12 protein-coding genes and 1 pseudogene are annotated in these 23722 nt (G+C 42.3%); 3 read left to right on the forward strand and 10 right to left on the reverse strand.

Annotated features, from left to right (window positions below):
- Positions 1-5: 5 nt before the first annotated feature.
- The 4 genes from HT725_RS04060 to rpsL all read right to left on the reverse strand — a co-directional run bounded on the left by HT725_RS04060 (position 6) and on the right by rpsL (position 7764).
- On the reverse strand, positions 6-4397 hold the full coding sequence (locus HT725_RS04060; RefSeq protein WP_173253123.1) for a PolC-type DNA polymerase III: 4392 nt from the start codon (positions 4395-4397) through the stop codon (positions 6-8).
- A gap of 103 nt (positions 4398-4500) precedes the next feature.
- A complete protein-coding gene (gene fusA / locus HT725_RS04065; RefSeq protein ID WP_000090345.1) occupies positions 4501-6582 on the reverse strand; it encodes an elongation factor G in 2082 nt (693 codons plus the stop codon).
- 278 nt (positions 6583-6860) lie between these two features.
- Positions 6861-7331 (reverse strand): 30S ribosomal protein S7, encoded by a 471-nt coding sequence (gene rpsG / locus HT725_RS04070; RefSeq protein WP_000087873.1) that lies wholly within the window; start codon positions 7329-7331, stop codon positions 6861-6863.
- A gap of 19 nt (positions 7332-7350) precedes the next feature.
- Positions 7351-7764: a 30S ribosomal protein S12 gene (rpsL, locus tag HT725_RS04075; RefSeq protein ID WP_001142332.1), complete on the reverse strand. Its 414-nt coding sequence runs from the start codon at positions 7762-7764 to the stop codon at positions 7351-7353.
- Positions 7765-8038: 274 nt separating this feature from the next.
- On the opposite strand from rpsL, the pseudogene HT725_RS04080 reads away from it, so the two are divergent.
- A pseudogene (locus HT725_RS04080) lies at positions 8039-8199 on the forward strand (helix-turn-helix domain-containing protein); the annotation flags it as partial.
- A 257-nt stretch (positions 8200-8456) separates the two neighbouring features.
- Here the strand turns inward: HT725_RS04080 and HT725_RS04085 are convergent.
- The gene (locus HT725_RS04085; RefSeq protein WP_173253124.1) at positions 8457-10454 is read right to left on the reverse strand and encodes a thiol-activated cytolysin family protein; all 1998 of its coding nucleotides are present in this window, start codon (positions 10452-10454) and stop codon (positions 8457-8459) included.
- Between the two features lie 556 nt (positions 10455-11010).
- Between HT725_RS04085 and HT725_RS04090 the strand changes: the two genes are divergently transcribed.
- The gene (locus HT725_RS04090) at positions 11011-15123 is read left to right on the forward strand and encodes a pullulanase (protein ID WP_240147147.1); all 4113 of its coding nucleotides are present in this window, start codon (positions 11011-11013) and stop codon (positions 15121-15123) included.
- A gap of 236 nt (positions 15124-15359) precedes the next feature.
- Here the strand turns inward: HT725_RS04090 and HT725_RS04095 are convergent, their stop codons facing one another.
- Positions 15360-16886, reverse strand: coding sequence for an IS1182 family transposase (locus tag HT725_RS04095; protein ID WP_173219324.1), 1527 nt, complete (start codon positions 16884-16886; stop codon positions 15360-15362).
- Between HT725_RS04095 and HT725_RS10210 the strand changes: the two genes are divergently transcribed.
- On the forward strand, positions 16847-17068 hold the full coding sequence (locus HT725_RS10210; protein ID WP_345789463.1) for a hypothetical protein: 222 nt from the start codon (positions 16847-16849) through the stop codon (positions 17066-17068). The two genes, HT725_RS04095 and HT725_RS10210, sit on opposite strands and share 40 nt — an antisense overlap.
- Here HT725_RS10210 and HT725_RS04100 read toward each other — a convergent pair.
- From HT725_RS04100 to HT725_RS04115, 4 genes are all read right to left on the reverse strand, one after another.
- A complete protein-coding gene (locus HT725_RS04100; protein ID WP_173219327.1) occupies positions 17065-18114 on the reverse strand; it encodes an LLM class flavin-dependent oxidoreductase in 1050 nt (349 codons plus the stop codon). The two genes, HT725_RS10210 and HT725_RS04100, sit on opposite strands and share 4 nt — an antisense overlap.
- Before the next feature lie 270 nt (positions 18115-18384).
- Complete coding sequence (gene glmS / locus HT725_RS04105) at positions 18385-20193, reverse strand: glutamine--fructose-6-phosphate transaminase (isomerizing) (protein ID WP_173253125.1); 1809 nt, start codon at positions 20191-20193, stop codon at positions 18385-18387.
- Between the two features lie 190 nt (positions 20194-20383).
- Entirely contained in the window at positions 20384-21763 is a 1380-nt protein-coding gene (bglA, locus tag HT725_RS04110) for a 6-phospho-beta-glucosidase (RefSeq protein WP_173253126.1), read from the reverse strand.
- Positions 21764-21861: 98 nt separating this feature from the next.
- Positions 21862-23715: a proline--tRNA ligase gene (locus HT725_RS04115; protein WP_050207589.1), complete on the reverse strand. Its 1854-nt coding sequence runs from the start codon at positions 23713-23715 to the stop codon at positions 21862-21864.
- Between the last annotated feature and the right edge of the window lie 7 nt (positions 23716-23722).

The raw sequence follows: 23722 nt of genomic DNA on the forward strand, positions 1-23722 counted from the left end.
TTTTTTTAAAACAACTCATCAAACAAACTGAGCTGGTTATCCTCTGGCATATTGCCCAGAATCCCCATTTCATCCATCTTTTCAACCAAGGTTGATGAGAGCCCACCACGCTTGCGCAATTCTGTTTTAGAGAGGAATTCTCCCTCTTCACGCGCTCGCACCAACTGCTTGGCAACGTTCTCTCCCAGACCATCCATTGCTACAAATGGCGGAATGAGGGTATCCCCATCGATAAGGAACTCTGTCGCCTGACTACGGTAGAGATCGAGTTTTCCAAACTTGAAACCACGCTCCCACATCTCATTGACAATCTCAAGAGTTGTATAAAGATCAATTTCCACATTAGAGGCTTCATTGTTCTTCCGTTTTTCAGAGATTTCTTCCATTCTGCGCTTGATAGCATCCAAGCCCGCCCCCATGGTCTTAATATCAAAAGCCTTGGCACGAATGGAGAAGTAAGCACAGTAATAATAAATGGGATGGTGAACCTTGAAGTAAGCTACACGCAAGGCCATCATAACGTAGGCTGCCGCATGGGCTTTAGGGAACATGTACTTAATTTTCCCACAGGACTCGATATACCACTCTGGCACCTTATTAGCCTTCATGGCTTCGATGTAGCCATTTCGCTCCTCTTCGGAAATCTTGAGCCACAAGCCCTTACGTACCCGTTCCATAATGGTAAAGGCCATCTTAGGTTCTAGACCAGCATGCATGAGGTAAACCATGATATCGTCCCGACAACCGATAACAGTCGATAGGTCTGCTATTCCTTGCTTAATCAGATCTTGAGCATTGCCCAGCCAAACGTCGGTACCGTGGGACAACCCTGACAACTGAAGCAATTCTGCAAAAGTTGTCGGATGGGTCTCGTCTACCATTCCACGTACAAAGTTGGTCCCAAACTCTGGAATCCCCAGCATACCCGTCGGTGTTCCGATTTGCTCAGGAGTCACCCCTAGCACATCAGTCCCTGAAAAGAGGGCCATCACACCTTCATCATCCATAGGAATTTCATTAGGATCAATCCCTGACAAATCCTGGAGTTTTCGAATCATGGTCGGATCATCATGTCCCAGTACATCGAGTTTGAGGACGTTCTCGTCTATATCATGGAAGTTAAAGTGAGTGGTCTGCCATTCAGCCGTCACGTCATCCGCTGGATACTGAACAGGCGTGAAATCATAGACATCCATGTAGTTCGGAATAACAACGATTCCCCCCGGGTGTTGGCCTGTCGTCCGCTTGACACCAGCTGCACCTTGAGCGAGGCGTTCTACCTCTGCATCACGATAAAACTTGCCATAATCTCGCTCGTAACCCTTGACAAATCCATAGGCAGTCTTGGCAGCTACCGTACCAACCGTTCCTGCACGGAAGGCATATTCCTCACCAAAGATATCACGCACATCCAAGTGAGCACTAGGCTGATCTTCTCCCGAGAAGTTCAAGTCAATATCGGGCACCTTGTCTCCATCAAAACCAAGGAAGGTCTCGAAAGGAATATCCTGTCCGTTTTTGCTGAGTTTATGACCACAGTTTGGACAGTCCTTATTGGGCATATCAAAACCTGAACCATAAGAACCATCTGTGATAAACTCACTGTACTGACACTGACCACAGACATAGTGAGGAGAGAGAGGATTGACTTCGGTAATCCCAATCATGGTCGCAACGAAACTAGATCCGACAGATCCACGAGAACCAACCAAGTAACCCCGTTCATTGGAACGTTGCACCAGCATCTGCGATGCCAGATAAATCACAGCAAATCCATTCCCCAGAATGGAAGTCAGTTCTTTTTCAATCCGCAAATCGACAATATCTGGCAGTGGATTTCCATAAATCTCAAAAGCTTTCTTATAGGTCAACTCAGCGATTGTTTCTTCAGCCTTCTCGATGAAAGGCGTGTACAAGTCCCCCTTAACAACCTCAACGGGTTCAAAGATTTCTGCCAAGGCATTGGTGTTTTCAATAACCAGTTTACGAGCTAGTTCTTCTCCCAAAAAGGCAAATTCATCTAACATTTCATTGGTCGTTCTAAAATGAACCTTGGGAAGAGGTGCTGGTTGAGCATGTTCACCATGACCGATAGTTCGGTTAATCATCGCCCCCTGTCCCAAACTACGGACGATAATTTCACGGTAAATTTCTTCTTCTGGTTCGATATAGTGGACATTTCCCGTAGCCAAAACGGGCTTGCCAAGACGGTCGCCGACCTCTATCAAACTCTTGATAATGGTCTGGAGTTCTTCCATATCCTTGACCTGCTCCTTAGCAATCAAGGGAGCATAGATAGCTGGTGGCATGACCTCGATAAAGTCATAATACTTGGCCACCTCAACCGCCGCATCCACACCTTGGGAAACGACTGCATCAAAAACTTCACCTTCAGAGCAAGCTGAACCTAAAATCAAACCTTCCCGATGGGCATCTAAAACCGTTCTCGGAATCCGTGGCACCCCTTCAAAGTACTTAGTATTGGACAAAGAAACCAGTTTAAAGATATTTTTTAAACCTACCTGATTCTTGACATAAATGGTCGCATGCTTAATCCGAGCTTTTTTATAAGAATCTGGACTAATCAAATCAATGTTAAGTCTAGCTAAATCGGTCACACCATGTTTTTCTGCTACCTCTTTGATAAAGATGAAAAGCAGGCGACCTGTAGCTTCCGCATCGTAGTTGGCCATGTGGTGATGTTCTAAGGCCACACCAAAACGCTTGGTCAAAGGCCCCAAACCATGACGTTTATACTCAGGATAGAGATTTCTAGCAAACTCAAGTGTATCAATAACTGGCTGACTAATCTTTGGCAGACCATGACGCTCATAGTTGGCATTCATAAATCCAACGTCAAAGGTCGCATTGTGGGCAACTAAGACCGTATCTTTGCAGAATTCTTGGAATTCTTGCAAAACTTGTTCCAGTGGTTTGGCATTTTTGACATGGTCATCTGTAATTCCAGTCAACTCAGTAGTAAAAGCTGACAAGGGATGCCCAGGATTGATAAATTCATCAAATTCGGCAATAACATTCCCCTTGTACATCTTAGAGGCCGCAACCTGAATCAAATCATTATAGATAGCTGAAAGCCCCGTCGTTTCCACGTCAAAGACCACGTAGGTTGCTTCCGACAAGTCCATCTCCACTTCGTTATAGACGATAGGGACACGGTCCTCCACGATATTGGCTTCCATTCCATAGATTAGCTGGATTCCCGCTTTCTTAGCCGCCTTATAGCCGTGTGGGAAGGATTGAACATTCCCGTGGTCCGTGATAGCAATCGCCTTGTGTCCCCACTTAGCAGCTGTCGCAACGATTTCTTCAACCTCTGGTAGAGCATCCATGGTCGACATATTAGTATGAGCATGAAACTCAACCCGCCGTTCTCCTTCTGGCATCAAATCCTTCCGCTCATAGTGAACAACTTCCTGCACATCCTGCACATTCATAGTCAAATCGCGTGTGAAGTTATTCATCTCCACATTCCCACGCACTCGGAGCCAAGAATTTTTCTTAATTAGGTCAAACTTCTGGGCCTCTTCCTCGTTCTTAACCCACTTTTGCATCGAAAAACTGGAAGTATAGTCGGTCATTTTAAAGTTGATCAAAACGCGCCCTGTTCTGGTCACTTTTTGCTCCACATCAAAAACAACCCCTTCAAAGACCAGACGATTTTCCTCCGTCGTCACTTCGATCATAGGAGTAATCTCTGCCTTATCCAGCTTCGGTTTAGCTGCAGCTTTTTTAGCTTGAAAATCAAAGGATGGTTTGTCTTCTGCTGGAGGTGGTGCCATCTGTTCCAGTTGTTCCATAGCACGGAGCGCTTCCTCATTGGCAGCTTGAACAATCTGCTTATTTTCAGCATGAAAGGCCTCTTCCTGCTCTTGGGTCAGGACATCATTCTTCTCGACTTGACAATTAAAAGTTGGAAAACCAAACTTTTCAAGTTGTTTCGCTAAATTAGGAAGATGATTTTTCTTAAAGTGTTCCTTATCAATCGCCTCAGAGCCTTCAATAAAGAGTTGATTGCCCTCCGCACGAACTTGCAAATTTTGATAAAGGGACTTAAAACCTTGACTAGCACATGGCCCGTCAGAAAAAGCCTCTCTATAATAGGCCTGCAAGAGTTGGTTTGAAAAATCTTGAGACAGAGTCTTGATTTCAAAAACAGCTTTATTGCCTGTCTTAGAAAATTCCTCACTCAAACCTTTCTTTAATTCTAAAAAGATTTCAATCGGTAAAATATTAGAAAATACGAAATGAAACTCCCATACCTTACTAATTTTATGAACCACAACTCGCTCAATATCAGCCTGTGATAAAACAGGAGCCTGTCTCATTTCAGCAGGCATCCCCAATTGATTCATCAAAATTTCAAAACTATTTGACATTCATTTTCCTCACATTATTCTTCTACTATTTTACCATATTTAGAGGTATTTTCTAAAGACAAAAGGAAGCCACTAAGTGACTTCCTTCTAGAGTGAGGACAGATTAGTCTTCACCTTTGTTTTTCTTAATAATTTCTTCTTGTACTGACTTAGGTACATCTTCGTAGTGGTCAAATACCATCATGAATGTACCACGTCCTTGAGATGCAGAACGAAGAACTGTTGCGTAACCGAACATTTCAGCAAGTGGAACGTAAGCACGAACGATTTGGCTGTTACCATGTGCTTCCATACCATCTACACGTCCACGACGAGCAGTTACGTGACCCATAACATCACCGAGGTTTTCTTCTGGAACAGTGATTGTTACAAGCATCATTGGTTCAAGGATAGCTGGTTGTGCTGATTTAGCAGCTTCTTTAAGGGCAAGTGAAGCTGCGATCTTGAAGGCAGTTTCAGATGAGTCGACATCGTGGTATGAACCATCGTAAAGCTTAGCTTTAACGTCAACCATTGGGTAACCTGCAAGAACACCGTTAGCCATAGATTCTACCAAACCTTTTTCAACCGCTGGGATAAATTCACGAGGAACCACACCACCGACGATTGCGTTTTCGAATTCGAATCCTTTACCTTCTTCGTTTGGAGTAAATTCAATCCATACATCACCGAATTGACCTTTACCACCAGACTGACGTTTGAAGAATCCACGTGCTTGAGTAGAAGCGCGGAATGTTTCACGGTAAGATACTTGAGGAGCACCTACGTTCGCTTCAACTTTGAACTCACGACGCATACGGTCAACAAGGACGTCAAGGTGAAGCTCACCCATACCTGAGATAACTGTTTCTCCAGTTTCAACGTTTGTTTCAACGCGGAATGTTGGATCTTCTTCAGCCAATTTTTGAAGGGCAATACCCATCTTGTCTTGGTCAGCTTTAGATTTTGGCTCAACCATCAATTGGATAACTGGTTCTGGAACGTTGATTGACTCAAGGATGATTTTAGCTTTTTCATCTGTCAATGAGTCACCAGTTGTAGTATCTTTCAAACCAACGGCAGCAGCGATATCACCTGAGTAAACAGTGTCAATTTCTTGACGGCTGTTAGCGTGCATTTGAAGGATACGTCCGATACGTTCACGTTTACCTTTAGAAGTGTTCAATACGTATGAACCTGATTGAAGAACACCTGAGTAAACACGGAAGAATGTCAAACGACCTACGAATGGGTCAGTCATGATCTTGAAGGCAAGAGCTGCAAATGGCTCTTCATCAGATGCTGGACGAGTTTCTTCAGCATCTGTATCTGGGTTAATACCTTTGATAGCTGGGATGTCAAGTGGGCTTGGAAGGTAGTCAATAACCGCATCAAGCATCAATTGAACACCTTTATTCTTGAAGGCAGAACCACACAATACTGGGAAGAATTCAACGTTGATAGTCGCTTTACGGATACCAGCTTTCAATTCTTCGTTAGTGATTTCTTCACCTTCGAGGTATTTCATCATCAATTCTTCGTCAGTTTCAGCAACTGCTTCGATCAATTTTTCACGGTATTCTTGTGCTTGGTCAAGGTATTCAGCTGGAATATCTTCTTCAAGGATATCTGTACCAAGGTCGTTCGTATAGATTTCAGCTTTCATCTTGATCAAGTCGATGATACCACGGAAGTCATCTTCAGAACCGATTGGCAATTGGATTGGGTGTGCATTTGCTTGAAGACGATCGTGAAGTGTGCTTACAGAGTAAAGGAAGTCAGCACCGATTTTGTCCATTTTGTTGGCAAATACGATACGTGGAACTCCATACTCAGTTGCTTGACGCCAAACTGTTTCAGTTTGAGGCTCAACACCTGATTGTGAGTCAAGAACTGTAACCGCACCGTCCAATACACGAAGAGAACGTTGTACTTCGATAGTGAAGTCCACGTGTCCTGGTGTGTCGATGATGTTTACGCGGTGGTTGTTCCATTGAGCTGTTGTCGCAGCAGATGTGATAGTGATACCACGCTCTTGCTCTTGCTCCATCCAGTCCATTTGTGACGCACCTTCGTGAGTTTCACCGATTTTGTGGATTTTACCAGTGTAGTAAAGGATACGCTCAGTTGTAGTTGTTTTACCAGCATCGACGTGAGCCATGATACCGATATTACGAGTTTTTTCAAGTGAAAATTCGCGTGCCATGAGGTTTGTTTCTCCTATTTATTTTTGATTTCTATTCTATTATAACACGATTTTAATAAAAACGGATAGGCAGGACCTACCCGTTCTCAATGTTTTCATGCTATTGTTGGTTTCAACTTACGAGATGGTAAGTTGAGTTATAGCTAATACTAATCGATTTAGCTAATTTGAACCCAGGCTAAAAGCTTGGAAAATAGATAAGCTCTCCTAGAATCTTCGATTCTTCGTCAAGCTTCCTAATTTTCAGTCGCTTTTTTAACGCCCTTAGTATCTTAATCTTACCAACGGAAGTGTGCGAATGCACGGTTAGCTTCAGCCATACGGTGAGTGTCTTCACGTTTCTTAACAGCTGCACCAGTGTTGTTAGCAGCATCCAAGATTTCTTTTGCAAGACGGTCTTGCATTGTGTGTTCACCACGAAGACGAGCGATTGTTACCAACCAACGAAGTCCAAGTGTTGTACGACGTTCTGGACGAACTTCAACTGGGACTTGGTAGTTAGAACCACCAACACGACGTGCACGTACTTCAAGTACAGGCATGATGTTTTCCATAGCTGTTTCAAATACTTCAAGTGCATCGTTACCAGTAGCTTCTTTGATTTGCTCAAAGGCACCGTAAACGATTGAAGCAGCTGTACCACGTTTACCGTCAAGCATAACGCGGTTGATAAGACGAGTAACTAGTTGTGAATTGTAAAGCGGATCTGGCAATACGTCACGTTTTGGAGCTCTATTTTTACGACTCATTTCTCTTTATCCCCTTTCCTTATGCTTTTGGACGTTTAGTACCGTATTTAGAACGGCCTTGTTTACGATCGTTAACACCTGCAGTATCAAGTGCACCACGGACGATATGGTAACGTACCCCTGGAAGGTCTTTTACACGTCCACCACGAAGAAGCACCACGCTGTGCTCTTGCAAGTTGTGTCCGATACCTGGGATGTAGGCAGTAACTTCGATAAGGTTGCTCAAACGTACACGAGCGAATTTACGAAGGGCTGAGTTAGGTTTTTTAGGTGTCATTGTTCCAACACGAGTTGCAACACCACGTTTTTGTGGTGAAGAAACGTTTGTTTGAACTTTTTTATGACTGTTATAACCAACGTTCAAAGCTGGTGATTTAGATTTTTCTACTTTTGATTTACGCGGTTTGCGAACCAATTGGTTAATTGTAGGCATCTACATTCTCCTGTGTTTTTTTATTTTTGGTGATGATACACTTGGTGACAGCTATCATCTGTGTGTACTTTTGCAACATTTGTCAGCACGTCCCTGTACACTCTTGAGAGACCAAAAGTAAAAAGTACCGTCTATTATTGTAACAAAATTTTCCACTAGTTGTCAAGATATTTTTCTTTTTTATTGTTAATTTTAGCTCTGGGTAACTTCTCAACGTAACTTCCACTTGCCTGACCGAAGTGGAAATTAGTCTAAAACGGATTTTTATGGTGGAATTAAGTATGAGACTTTCCGTTCCATCGTTGAGAATATGGGAAAAGGCCCGTCAACGATTTCAAAGGAAATTAAGCACAATCGCATCATGCATCCAACATCCGTCAAATCTGATTGCACGGATTGCACACTTCTCAAAAAGCTCCTTATGTCTGTAACAACGCGTTTTTCTCATACTAAAGGCTAGGTTGTGGAAAACTGGAAGTTAGTTTTATATTGAATTGAAATAAGACATGAACAAATCTATTGAGAAAGTCAACTTAATTTCTAGAAATGTTTTAATAGCAACAACGTACTATTCTAGTTTCAATCTGCTATAGAAGTTACCCTTTTCATTCTCTCAAAAGTCAATCATAAAAGAGGAGAAATCGAAGTTCCTCCTCTTCACTATTTACTATCGAATCAAGTAAATCAAATCGTTACTCATTCACAATTTTTTCATCAACTTTAGGGTTTAGAGTTGTTCCCCAATGTGTAATTGTACGCTGTTGTACTAGTGGTAAGTCTGTGCGGTTGTAAACTGTACGCCATGGTTCCCATACAAGACCCGTCTTTTCTTGAACCTTGATGCGAAGATTACGGACATTTCCTTTAAATTGAATCTCTGTTTGGAAGCCTGAAGTTCTGTTTTTTCCGTTATCTTCCCATTGACGTGAACGGATTTCTGGATTTCCTTGTTCATCATATGTAATTTCATCCCAATAGATGTAGTAACGCGCAACATAAGCACCCTTATGATGAAGTTTCAAGAAGCCATTTTTGTAAGAAGTAACCTTCGTTTCGATATAGTCTGTACTATTTTGTAAAGTTGCTTGGGCATTATCTTTTAGGAAGGCAGTCTTATATGAGATTGGCACAGCTGGACTTTGAGCGCTAAAGTTAGCTCCTTCTCTGATGAGTTCCTTCAAGTTTTCGACTGTTCCTGTGACAACTTTGGCGGCACCGCTAGCATTACCTCCTACAATTACCGCTGTTACAGAAGTATTCTTCAATAGACGGCTCCATTCAGAATTTGGAGCAATTGTTGCGCCTTTGATAACCGCATTGATAGCTGCTTTTAATTCAGTAGACTTACTTGTTGACTCAAACTTAACATAGATTTGACGTCCGTAAGAAACGTTTGATACATATACAGGTGGAGTTTGTGAATCAACGCCTCTTTGTTTTAAATCTTCAGGTGTCACACTCTTGTCAAATACAGCTGCTGGATTGGTCGGTGCATCAAATGTCGCTGTATAGTAGATTTGTTTAAAGTTTACAACTTCAATTTGCTTTTCACCCTTTTGCACAGCCTCAAAGTCGATCTTGAGCGGTGCGCCTGCTTTTTCAAAGTCTGCACCAAATTTTGCTTTCAATTGGTTCATGCTATAGGCTGTAGTTGATTCATACTGAACACGGGCAGGAACGGAATGGCTAGATGAGTAATTCTTTGTCCATCTTTCAACCAAGGTATTCATCGCAGACTGCATACCACTAGTTGTAGGATCTGCTTCAATTCGGCTGTCAGACTGAATCATACCAGGTAAATCGACGCTGACTGTCCCCTTTGCACGGGCAAGACTAATCAATTCTGGCTGATTTTCTAGCAGATTTTGGTTTGCCTTATACAAGCCACCTAGGAAGACATTTTGATTTCCATTGATGGAAACATCTGCTGTGCCTGTAGAGAGGGTTTTCTTGATTTTTTCTACAACGACAAACTCTCCATTTTGTTCCTTAGCACTTGTGTTGTAGCGATTTTCTAAGGTTTCTCCCTTGCGAGTTAAAATATCCAAAGGATTATAAGCTAAACCAAAAAGGTAGTCTTTCAATGCTGATGTTTGATCTACTACTGGTGCAGTTCTATCCTGTCCAACTTGAGTTGTTGCTGAACGGAATACTTCCACTTCTGCCAAGCTCAATGGGGTATTTTTAGTTTTCAACTCCACTTTTACATAACGAGCGCCTTTGGCTGTGAAGAAAACTTCAAGTTCTGCCTTCCCATTCAAACTATCAAAGTGTTGACGAGCAACTTCTTGTTTTGCTTCATTTAACAAAACAACATCAAAATTAGAAAGACGATTAGCTACATTCCCATCTCCACGATTGTAAAGTTTAACTTTTCCAACATTCTCTGTTTTTCCAAGATCGACTTGCCACCAAGCATTGTCTTCAAAGTTTGTATGCGTTACAGAATGGTGCCCATAGTCACTATCAACATTACCATCCACTGCTCGTGTAGCAGCTCCTCCATAAGCAGTAGAGCTTTGACTAGCTTGTTTTCCACGAGCGATGTTTTCTGTCTCAACCGGACGATTCCCTTGCTCTGTAGCCAAAGCTACTCCCTGAGCGTTCAATAAAAAGGCCGCAACAACAGCACTACACACACCGAGTCCACACTTTTTGACAAAGCGATGCAAACGTTTTTCTTGATTCATTCCTTATTCCTCCGTTTTTAAATGAATACGTTTTCCTATTTGTCTATAGTCTATCAAATTTCAAGCAAAAGTCAAGCACAAACCAGCAAAAAAGTCAAGAAAATAAGAAGAAAACGTTTGCTGAATTTTTCTGATATTTTCTTTAGATTTCCAGTAAATACTATAGTTTGGAAACTAGATAAAACTTGAGAAGCGCTAGCTTTTTCTCTTCCTATTTATAGTTTCGCTAGATGAACTTTTTAAAGAAATATTAGAAATCAATTTCTGAATAAAAATAGCTGAAAACACATCATCTTCCTAATAATACGTCTTGTCTTATGTGACATTTTTATACTGTCAACGTCGCCTTGCCGTACTCAAGTACAGCCTGCGGCTAGTTTCCTAGTTTGCTCTTTGATTTTCATTGAGTATTATTTCCATTATTTATACTGATATATAAAATAGTACGGAAAACTTCTCAAAAGTAAGAATTTCTTTGACAAATCAAAGAAAACGCTTGCATCTTGTTTTACTACATGCTATACTGATATAGAAATTTATTGATTGGAGAATCATTATGAGAAAAACACCAGCTCAAACTGAGAAAAAAATGGTCTACAGCATCCGTTCCCTCAAAAATGGAACTGGTTCTGTCCTTATTGGAGCAAGCCTTGTCCTACTTGCTATGGCTACGCCAACTATCTCAGCCAACGAAAGTACAACAGCTAGTACAGAAGCACCGAACACTATTGTTCAACCAACTACTGATACAGTAGATAACTCCGGTAAGAAGAAAAGTGACATCTCTTTACCTGAAAATGCGAACGCTTCCCTAGAGAAAAAAGAAGAAAAACCTGTAACAGAGCCAACTACTCCTGTTGCAAGCCCAGCCGATTCAGCACCGCAAACCGGACAAGATCGTTCAAGTGAGCCAACTACTTCTACCAGTCCAGTAGCAACTGAAACTAAGGCAGAAGAGCCAATCGAAGACAACTACTTCCGTATCCATGTCAAAAAACTTCCTGAAGAAAACAAGGATGCTCAAGGACTTTGGACTTGGGATGATGTTGAAAAGCCTTCTGAAAACTGGCCTAACGGAGCCTTGTCCTTTAAGGATGCCAAGAAAGATGACTACGGCTACTATCTAGATGTCAAATTAAAGGGAGAACAAGCCAAGAAAATTAGCTTCCTCATCAACAATACAGCTGGAAAAAATCTAACCGGCGATAAATCTGTAGAAAAACTAGTTCCAAAAATGAACGAGGCTTGGTTGGACCAAGATTATAAGGTTTTCTCTTACGAACCACAACCTGCAGGAACTGTTCGCGTCAACTACTACCGCACGGATGGCAACTATGACAAGAAATCTCTCTGGTACTGGGGAGATGTGAAAAATCCAAGTAGCGCTCAATGGCCTGACGGAACAGACTTTACGGCTACAGGCAAATATGGTCGCTATATCGACATCCCTCTTAAGGATGCCGCCAAAGAATTCGGCTTTTTATTACTAGATGAGAGCAAACAAGGAGACGACGTGAAAATCCGTAAAGAAGATTATAAGTTCACAGATTTGAAAAATCATAGCCAAATTTTCCTAAAAGACGATGATGAATCGATTTACACAAATCCATACTATGTTCATGATATCCGTATGACAGGTGCCCAACACGTAGGAACGTCTAGCATTGAAAGTAGTTTTTCAACACTTGTTGGTGCTAAAAAAGAGGATATCCTCAAACACTCCAACATCACTAATCACCTAGGAAACAAAGTAACTATCACCGATGTTGCAATCGATGAAGCTGGTAAGAAAGTGACCTACAGCGGAGATTTCTCTGACACAAAACATCCCTATACTGTTAGCTACAATTCCGACCACTTCACTACCAAAACAAGCTGGCGTCTTAAAGATGAGACTTACAGCTATGATGGCAAACTTGGAGCTGACTTAAAAGAAGAAGGAAAACAAGTTGATTTGACCCTTTGGTCACCAAGTGCTGATAAGGTTTCTGTTGTTGTCTACGACAAGAATGACCCTGAAAAAGTAGTTGGAACTGTCGCTCTTGAAAAAGGGGAAAGAGGAACTTGGAAACAAACTCTAGATAGCACAAACAAATTAGGCATCAAAGATTTCACTGGATACTATTATCAATACCAAATCGAGCGTCAAGGGAAAACTGTTCTTGCACTCGATCCTTACGCTAAATCTCTCGCTGCTTGGAACAGCGATCTTGCAAAAACAGACGATGCCCATAAAGTGGCTAAAGCTGCCTTTGTAGATCCAGCCAAACTAGGACCGCAAGACTTAACTTATGGTAAGATTCACAACTTCAAGACTCGTGAAGATGCCGTTATCTACGAAGCTCATGTGCGTGACTTCACTTCAGATCCTGCCATTGCAAAAGACTTGACCAAACCATTTGGTACCTTTGAAGCCTTTATTGAAAAACTAGACTACCTCAAAGACTTGGGTGTGACCCACATCCAGCTCCTTCCAGTCTTGTCTTACTACTTTGTCAATGAATTAAAAAATCATGAACGCTTGTCTGACTATGCTTCAAGCAACAGCAACTACAACTGGGGATATGATCCTCAAAACTACTTCTCCTTGACTGGTATGTATTCAAGCGATCCTAAAAATCCAGAAAAACGAATCGCAGAGTTTAAAAACCTCATCAATGAGATCCACAAACGTGGCATGGGAGCTATCCTGGACGTAGTTTACAACCATACAGCCAAAGTCGATATCTTTGAAGATTTAGAGCCAAACTACTACCACTTTATGGATGCTGATGGGATACCTCGCACTAGCTTTGGTGGTGGACGTTTAGGGACAACCCACCATATGACCAAACGCCTACTAGTTGATTCTATCAAATATCTAGTTGATACCTACAAAGTGGATGGCTTCCGCTTCGATATGATGGGAGACCATGACGCCGCTTCTATCGAAGAAGCTTACAAGGCTGCACGCGCCCTCAATCCAAACCTCATCATGCTGGGTGAAGGTTGGAGAACCTATGCTGGTGATGAAAATATGCCTACTAAAGCTGCTGACCAAGATTGGATGAAACATACCGATACTGTCGCTGTCTTTTCAGATGACATCCGTAACAACCTCAAATCTGGTTATCCAAACGAAGGTCAACCTGCCTTTATCACAGGTGGCAAGCGTGATGTCAACACTGTCTTCAAAAATCTCATTGCTCAACCAACCAACTTTGAAGCAGACAGTCCTGGAGATGTCATCCAATACATCGCAGCCCATGATAACTTGACCCTCTTTGACATCATTGCCCAGTCTATCAAAAAAGACCCAAGCAAGGCTGAGAACTATGCTGAAATCCACCGTCGTTTGCGACTTGGAAACCTCATGGTCTTGACAGCTCAAGGAACTCCGTTTATCCACTCTGGTCAGGAATACGGGCGTACCAAACAATTCCGTGACCCGGCCTACAAGACTCCAGTAGCAGAGGATAAACAACCAAACAAATCTCACTTGTTGCGTGATAAGGATGGCAATCCATTTGACTATCCTTACTTCATCCATGACTCTTACGATTCGAGTGATGCTATTAACAAGTTTGACTGGACTAAGGCTACAGATGGAAAAGCATATCCTGAAAATGTCAAGAGCCGTGACTATATGAAAGGTTTGATTGCCCTTCGTCAATCTACAGATGCCTTCCGACTTAAAAGTCTCCAAGATATCAAAGACCGTGTCCACCTCATCACTGTCCCAGGTCAAAATGGTGTAGAAAAAGAGGATGTAGTAATTGGCTACCAAATTACTGCTCCAAACGGTGATATCTACGCAGTCTTTGTCAATGCGGATGAAAAAGCCCGCGAATTTAATTTGGGAACTGCCTTTGCCCACCTCAGAAATGCTGAAGTTTTGGCAGATGAAAACCAAGCAGGGCCAGTCGGAATTGCCAACCCTCAAGGACTTGAATGGACTGAAAAAGGCTTGAAATTAAATGCCCTTACAGCTACTGTTCTTCGAGTCTCTCAAAATGGAACTAACCATGAGTCAACTGCAGAAGAGAAACCAGACTCAAGCCCTTCCAAGCCTGAACATCAAAATGAAGCTTCTCACCCTGCACATCAAGATCCAGCTCCACAAACTAAACCTGATTCTACTAAACCATCTGCAACAGTAGCTGATGCAGAAAATAAACCTAGCCAAGCTACAACTGGTTCACAAGCTGAGAAGCCACATAAGGACAGTAATACTCAATCACTTCCAGCTACTTCTACACAAGCTATTGTAACTTCCTACACCCCAGCTTATACAAATAAGAAATCGGAAACTCCAAATCAGACAACTAAAGCTAGTTGGAAACAAGAAAATGGCATCTGGTATTTCCATAAAGCAGACGGTTCTCTAGCTACTGGTTGGGTGAAAGATGGAGATACTTGGTATTATCTAAAAGATGATGGCTCTATGGTAACTGGTTGGGTAAAAGATGGCAATGTTTGGTACTTCCTAAATAGTAACGGCTCTATGTCAACCGGTTGGGTTAAGGATGGAGATACTTGGTACTATCTTGAGCCATCAGGAGCTATGAAAGAAAATCAATGGTTTGAAGTTTCTGGCAAATGGTACTATGTTGATTCATCAGGTAAACTTGCAGTTAATACAAGAGTTGAAGGCTATTTGGTCAATGAAAACGGTGAATGGGTTAGCTAAAACTGCTACTGTATAACCTTTGCATAGCTAGATATAGCCAATCCAAATACAGGAAGCTCAACGATCACAAACTCCTGTTTGCAGGAATTAGTCTCCTTGCGCTCCTAGATCTCAGGTTCTTGCTAAAAAACAAAAAAGAGAACTAAACTAGCCCTCCTATAGAACAATGAGCCTGAGACAAAATAGTTCTCGACCACAAAAAAGCTAGAGATTTTCAATTGTGGAACTCTAGCTTTTTAATTTTGAGTCGTTCTCTTATTGTATTTTAAGAGGTTATTAGCCATAAGTACCAATCCCATGTCAATTCTCACTTGACGCTTGCCCCTCAGATTAGATCTCTTGTAACCCAAACAAGCCTTTATCTGCCCAAAGACAGGTTCCACATCAATCTTACGTTGAGCGAAAATCTGTCTACCTTCAGGAGATAAAAGCGCCTGACATTCTTTAGCTTTCAAGTTTTGATAGCGTTCGTTCATATACAGTCCCTTTCGAGGGGCTGATTTAGGTTCATCAGCATAGTAAACCTTGATTTCCTGTTGAAAGTCCGTCTGTGTTTTCTGATGTTTGATATGGTGAAAACGATAGCACCAGCCATCAGGATGTGTGTAGCTATCCTCCTTGTCATTATAGTGCCAATTCGATAAGTTTTTAGCTGACTGTTTATACCTTCTCTTTTGTTCCTTATCAAACACGGCATATTTAATCAGATGGTTTACCTGCTTTTCATCTAAACGAAGGAGGTTCTCTTCACTTCCATATCCAGCATCTGCGACAACTGTCTTCAAGTCATGCGGATAGGTTTCAAGGAAGGGGAGAAGAGTCTTGGTATCTGTCGGATTTGAAAAGACATCATAGTGAAGAACAAATTGGTTTTCAGTAGCGATTTGAAGATTATAAGCAGCCTTGAGTTGGCCATTTTTCATATGGTCTTCTTTCATTCTCATAAAAGTGGCATCTGGATCGGTTTTGGAAAAACTGTTACGCCCTTCAAATGTCTCCTGATAGTTCTCATATTTTTCAGCACGTACTGAAAAATCCTCCTTGACTTTACGCAAGACTTTCTTGAGTTTACGACGCTGGGTTTTACGTTCATCCTTTCCTTTAACGGGTGTCTCCTCAATGTCCTGGTTCAGTTTTTCCAATTCTTCTTCAAGAACTTGAGCGAATGCAAGCAACTGCTCTGAAGAAATTGGTTCTTCTTCATCCAGCTTAATAGCCTGATGGATAAGGGGTGTGATTTCTTCTTGAAAATAGATCTGTATCTGTTCTTGAAGTTTGGCGGAGAATTTCTCTGTCGCTTTCTTCCACACAAAACTATACTTGTTGGCATTAGCTTCAATCTTAGTCCCGTCAATAAACAGACAATCTAAAGTCACTAATTCTTCCATTTTTAAACGAAGATTGAGGTCGATGAAAAGATTACGAATGAGTTCTTCCATCCCTTCAGCGACTCGAAAACGATTGATGGTGCGGTAGCTGACAACTAACTGTCCTGTTAGGTACTGCATAGCCAGATTCTCAACCATCATTTTTTCAATTTTTCGTCCAGAGAAAATCCCTTGTGAATAGGCAAATAGAAGAGCAGATACAAGCATTTTAGGGTGATAAGACGGGCGACCAAAGGCATGATAGAAGGCGTGGAAATGACAATCCTCCAAGGTATTTACCTCTTTTTCAATAGTAAAGACGAGATGGTCTTGTGGCAAGAAAGAACTGATTTCTAGTGGTAAAGTTGTTTGATTTGTGTTATAGTGAATATGCATGGGATAGCCTTTCTAAATGGTTTATTAAGCAATTCTATTTTACCAAGACTATCGCAACCATGCAAAAAAGCAACGGCAAATCCGTTGCTTTTTTTGGGGACATAAGAGACTATTGTCCCAGACTCATTGATTTTTGTACAATATTTGTTGTCCTAATAAACTTGATTAGGATTTTTTATTAAGCCTCTTTCATGGCAAAATAAGCCCGTACTTTTGGAGCCACTTGCGTGCCGAAGAGTTCAATAGCTCTCAGAACCTGATCATGTGGCATGGAACCAAGCGGTAGATGGAGCATGAAGCGGTCCAAACCTAGATCTTCAATCATGCGAATCAATTTTTCTGCCACCTGATCTGGATTTCCCACAAACATGGCGCCATTTGGTCCAACTTGCTCTAAATATTGTTCATAACGCAATTCCTGCCAGTGCGGGCGATCTTTGGAAATAGCATCCACTACTTGCTTGGTCGGATGGAAATAATCTTTCACAGCCTGCTCGCCATCTTCAGCAATCCACCCCCAAGAATGAGCCCCAACCTTTAACTCATTACTGGTATGACCCGCTTCGCTACCAATCTCACGATAAGCCTGAATCAACTTTTTAAAATAACGCGGATTCCCACCAATAATGGCATAGACAATCGGTAGACCTGCCTGAGCAATCTTCACTGTTGATTCGACATGGCCACCTGTCGCTATCCACAAGGGTAATTTGTCCTGAACTGGACGAGGATAAACTTCCTTGCCAGAGATTGTTTGGGTCAATCGCCCTTGCCAGTCTATCCTGGTCTTCTCATTGACTAACTGGATCAAGTCTAATTTCTCATCAAAAAGGGCTTCGTAGTCTTTCAAATCATATCCAAACAAGGGAAAAGATTCCGTGAAAGACCCCCTTCCAGCCATAATCTCCGCACGTCCATTTGACAAAGCATCGATAGTGGCATACTGTTGGAACAAACGAATAGGGTCCATGCTCGAGAGAATGCTGACTGCACTGGTCAAACGGATTTTCTTGGTATTAACTGCCCCAGCGGCCAGAACAATCTCTGGGGCTGATACCGCAAAGTCTTCCCGATGATGCTCACCAATCCCATACACGTCCAAACCAACTTTGTCAGCCAATTCAATCTCTGCCACCAACTGACGAATGCGTTCAGCATGACTGTAAGTCTGTCCAGTCCCTTCAAGCTCCGTTGTTTCCCCAAATGTTGAAATTCCCAATTCTACCATATCCATTATCCTTGTCTATTTCTGTCCTTCAATTTGAAAAATTATTCTAATACTCAATGAAAATCAAAGAGCAAACTAGGAAGCTAGCCGCAGGCTGCTCAAAACAGTGTTTTGAGGTTGTGGATAGAACTGACGAAGTCAGTAACCATACCTACGGCAAGGTGAAGCTGACGTGATTTGAAGAGACTTTCGAAGAGTATAACACGAATCATGAGTACAAGCAACCCATTTGCTCACAAGAAAAAGCCTAGATAACTAGACTTTTTTAGCTTATTCTACCGTTACTGATTTAGCAAGGTTACGTGGTTTGTCCACATCAAGACCACGGTGGAGTGTTGCAAAGTAAGCGACTAATTGCGTTGGCACAACCATTGAAATTGGTGAGAGGTAAGGGTGTACAGTCGTAAGCACGATGTCGTCTGTATCCTTGGCAACATTTTCTTCTGCAATAGTGAGAACCTTGGCACCACGGGCTGCGACCTCTTGGATATTTCCACGAGTATGGTTGGCAAGGACTGGATCTGACAAGAGTGCCAAGACAGGTGTTCCTTCTTCAATCAAGGCAATGGTTCCGTGCTTGAGTTCTCCTGCCGCAAAGCCTTCACACTGGATGTAAGAAATCTCTTTGAGTTTAAGGCTTGCTTCCATAGCTACGTAGTAATCTTGACCACGCCCAATATAAAAGGCATTGCGAGTTGTTCCAAGAAGCTCACGAACCTTGGCTTCGATGGTTTCTTTCTCTGAAAGAGTTGATTCGATAGACTGAGCTACGATTGACAACTCATGAACCAGGTCAAAGGCTTGCGCTTTAGCATTGCCATTTGCTTCTCCGACTGCTTTTGCCAGGAAGGCAAGGGCTGCGATTTGTGCTGTATAGGCTTTAGTTGATGCCACAGCAATTTCAGGACCTGCGTGAAGAAGCATGGTATGGTTGGCTTCACGTGAAAGAGTTGAGCCTGGTACATTTGTCACTGTCAAGCTTGGGATTCCCATTTCATTAGCCTTGACCAAAACCTGACGGCTGTCCGCTGTTTCACCAGACTGGCTGATAAAGATGAAAAGTGGTTTCTTGCTGAGAAGTGGCATGCCGTAGCCCCACTCAGATGAGATTCCAAGTTCAACTGGCGTATCTGTCAATTCTTCCAACATTTTCTTAGAAGCAAATCCTGCGTGGTAAGATGTCCCAGCTGCAAGGATGTAGATACGGTCTGCGTCTTGAACAGCCTTGATGATAGCTGGGTCTACGACAACTTGACCAGCCTCATCTGTGTAGGCTTGGATCAACTTACGCATCACTGTTGGTTGCTCATCGATTTCCTTGAGCATGTAGTAAGGATAAGTTCCCTTACCGATATCTGACAAGTCTAGCTCAGCAGTGTAACTAGCACGCTCACGACTGTTGCCATCATAGTCTTGAACTTCCACACTATCAGCCTTGACGATTACTAACTCTTGGTCATGAATTTCCATATATTGGTTGGTCTCACGAATCATAGCCATAGCATCTGAGCAGACCATGTTATAACCTTCACCAAGACCAATCAAAAGTGGTGATTTATTTTTAGCTACGTAGATGACTTCAGGATTTTGTGAGTCAACCAAGGCAAAGGCATAAGAACCACGGATGATGTGAAGAGCTTTTTTGAAGGCTTCAAGAACTGACAAGCCATCTTCTTCCGCAAATTTTCCAATCAAGTGAACGGCGATTTCCGTATCTGTTTGCCCCTTGAAGTGGTGTCCTGCAAGGTATTCCTCCTTGATTTCAAGATAGTTCTCAATGACCCCATTGTGAACCAAGACAAAACGTTCTGTCTCAGAGCGGTGTGGGTGAGCATTGTCTTCCGTTGGTTTCCCGTGAGTCGCCCAACGAGTATGTCCGATACCAGTTGTACCCTCAACACCAGCTGTCTTAGCAGATAATTCTGCGATACGACCGACAGCCTTGACTAGGTGATTTTCAGCACCACCTAGGACAAAAATTCCCGCAGAATCATAGCCACGGTATTCGAGCTTTTCAAGCCCTTGAATCAAAATATCAGTTGCATTTGTGTTTCCAACAACACCAACAATTCCACACATAGTATATACGACACAGGCAAGCTGTGCTTTCTCCTTAAATTGGTATAGTCTAATTCCTCTTTTATAGAATCAGCAAAAACAGTATATACTTGTTTCTTTCACTTGTCAAGAGTTAAAATTGGTATAGTTAAAATTCATCTCCTGTAAGCAAAAAACTCTGACCAATTAGGATAATCAGTCAGAGTCCTTTTTAAAATCCATTATTATCGCTTAATTCCTTGAACCAGTGCCCTGATTTCTTCAGACGACGTTCTTGCGTTTCCAAGTCTAATTCGACCAAACCATAGCGATTTTTATAGCTGTTAAGCCATGACCAACAATCGATAAAGGTCCAAATTAAGTAGCCCTTACAATTGGCTCCATCTTCAATGGCACGGTGCAGTTCACGAAGATGACCTTTTACAAAGTCAATACGGTAATCATCTTGAATCATTCCATTCTCACGGAATTTTTCTTCCCCTTCAACACCCATACCATTCTCTGTCAACATCCACTCAATATTGCCATAATTTTCCTTGATATTTTGGGCAATGTCATAAATCCCTTGCTCATAAATCTCCCAGCCACGATGAGGATTGATTTTACGTCCAGGCATCACATAAGGCTCGTAAAAATGTTCGGGTAAGAGTGGACTCTCTGGATGCTTAGCAAATCGAGGAGCCATAACACGCAAAGGCTGATAGTAGTTGACACCAAGGAAATCCACTGTATTGTCACGAATGACTTCCAACTCCTCCTCCGTAGCATCAGGCAAGAGACCGTATTCATGTAAGATTTCTACCAACTCCTGTGGATAAGTCCCCAAAACAGACGGATCTAAGAAAGATTGGGCCTGAAAGAGGTCCGCAATACGAGCTGCCTTGACATCAGCAGGATGCTGGCTACGTGGATAAGCCGGTGTCAAGTTGAGGACAATCCCAATCTTAGCATCAGGCAAGAGTTCATGACAGGCCTTGACCGCCCGACTGCTGGCCAATTGTGTATGATAAGCTACTTTAACGGCTGCCTCTGCATCCACCTTATGTGGATAATGGGCATCGTAAAAATAGCCAAACTCTACAGGAACGATGGGCTCGTTAAAGGTAATCCATTGATCCACTAAATCTCCATAAGTCTCAAAACAAAAACGAGCATAGTCTTCATAAGCTGAGACAGTCGCCTTATTTTCCCAACCATCACCATCCTCTTGAAGGGCAAAAGGCAGATCAAAATGATAGAGATTGACTAAAAGACGAATCCCTTTAGCCTTAATAGCCTCAAAAACCTTACGATAAAAATCCACACCTTGAGGGTTGACTTTTCCACGCCCTTGTGGAAAAACCCGTGACCACTGAATAGAAGTCCGAAAGGCCGTGTGACCAGTCTCTAACAAAAGCTCAATATCCTGCTCCCAGTTTTCATAAAAGGTTGATGTTCTATCTGGACCAATCCCATTATAGTAACGATTTGGCTCCACTTGGAACCAGTAATCCCAAAGATTATCTCCCTTACCGTCACCAACTACACGTCCTTCTGTTTGTGGTCCAGAAGTAGAGGAGCCCCAGACAAAATCCTTTGGAAATCTTAGCATACATTTACCTCTTTATCTACTCATTTTTCCCATTATACAGAAAAAACAAGGTAAAAACTAGTTACATTTTTTCCTTGTTTTTCTTCTGATTATAGTTTTTATTTCTTGCTGAGGATTTCAAGCGTTTCAAGCACGTTATCTGCATGAACTTCGATGGTGTCACCAGTCGCTTTAATTTTCACTTCTACGATGCCATCGGCTGCTTTCTTCCCAACAGTAATACGGATTGGCAATCCAATCAAGTCACTATCGCTGAATTTGACTCCGACACGTTCGTTACGGTCATCCGTCAAGACTTCGTAACCAGCTCCCATCAAGCTTGCTTCAAGCTTTTCTGTCAAGGCTTGCGCTTCATCATCCTTGACATTGACAGTGATCAAGTGCACATCAAATGGTGCCAATTCTTTAGGGAAATTGATTCCCCAAGCGTAACGGTATTCACCTTTTGGTGTTTTGTTAACAAAGAGGCGAGCGTGTTGCTCCATAACTGCTGAAAGGAGACGGCTGACACCGATACCGTAACATCCCATGATAATTGGCACAGCACGGCCGTTTTCATCCAAAACATCTGCTCCCATGCTTGCTGAATAGCGAGTGCCGAGTTTGAAGATGTGACCAATTTCGATACCACGCGCAAAGTTAAGGACACCTTGTCCGTCTGGAGAAATTTCACCCTCACGGACTTCACGGATATCCACATATTCTGCAGTAAAATCACGACCTGGGTTCACACCAGTCAAGTGGTAGCCATCTTCGTTAGCACCCACAACTGCATTATGTACATCTTGCACCTTACGGTCTGCAATGATTTTAACATTCTCTGGCAAACCAACTGGGCCAAGCGAACCAAATCCTGCTTGAACAAGATTTGCCACTTCTTCTTCGCTAGCAACGTCAAAGAAATCTGCTCCCAAGTGGTTTTTCAATTTAACTTCGTTGAGTTGGTCATTTCCAACTAGAAGGGCTGCAACAAGCTCGCCATCTGCCATGTAGAAGAGGGTTTTAATCGTTTGTTCTTCTGGAACATTGAGGAAGGCTGCAACTTCATCAATTGATTTAACATCTGGAGTTGCAACACGAGTCACTTCTTCTTCAGCGACAACACGGTTGCTTGGTTTGTACTCGTTTGTTGCCATTTCTAAGTTAGCCGCATAGCTAGATTCACTTGAGTAAGCAATGGTATCTTCACCAGAAACCATCCATTTGAGCAATTCTGCCTTGATTTCTTCTTGCACTTGATCAGGAATTTCATCAAATGAGGCAACGGACTTGTCCAAGACAACCCAGCGGTCAAGGTCTGTACGAGCAGGTGTAATGGCCATAAATTCTTGGCTATCCTTACCACCCATGGCTCCACCGTCACCAATGATAGCCTTGAAGTCTAAGCCACTACGAGTGAAAATACGCTCATAAGCAGCCTTGTACTCATCGTAAACACTATCCAAACTATCATAGTTAGCGTGGAAGCTATAAGCATCTTTCATGATAAACTCACGTGTACGAAGAAGTCCATTACGTGGGCGTTTTTCATCACGATACTTAGGTTGGATTTGATAAAGGTTGAGTGGCAATTGCTTGTAAGACTTAACAGAATCACGGACAATAGCTGTAAAGGTTTCTTCGTGAGTTGGACCTAGGATAAAGTCTGATTTTTCACGGTTTTTTAGTTTGTAAAGGTCCTCACCATAAGTTTCGTAACGACCTGATTCGCGCCACAATTCTGCACTAAGAAGGGCAGGAGCCAACATCTCAACGGCACCAATCTTGTCGAATTCTTGGCGCATGATATTTTTAGCTTTTTCAATCACACGATTAGCAAGTGGTAGGTAAGAATAAACACCTGCTGAGACTTGACGAACATAACCAGCTCGCAACATAAGAGCATGGCTGATAACTTGAGCATCGCTTGGCATTTCGCGAAGCGTTGGGATAGGCATTTTACTTTGTTTCATAATATTC

This window comes from Streptococcus sp. 2579 (genome assembly GCF_013277195.1).
In the GTDB taxonomy this organism is placed as follows: Bacteria; Bacillota; Bacilli; order Lactobacillales; family Streptococcaceae; genus Streptococcus.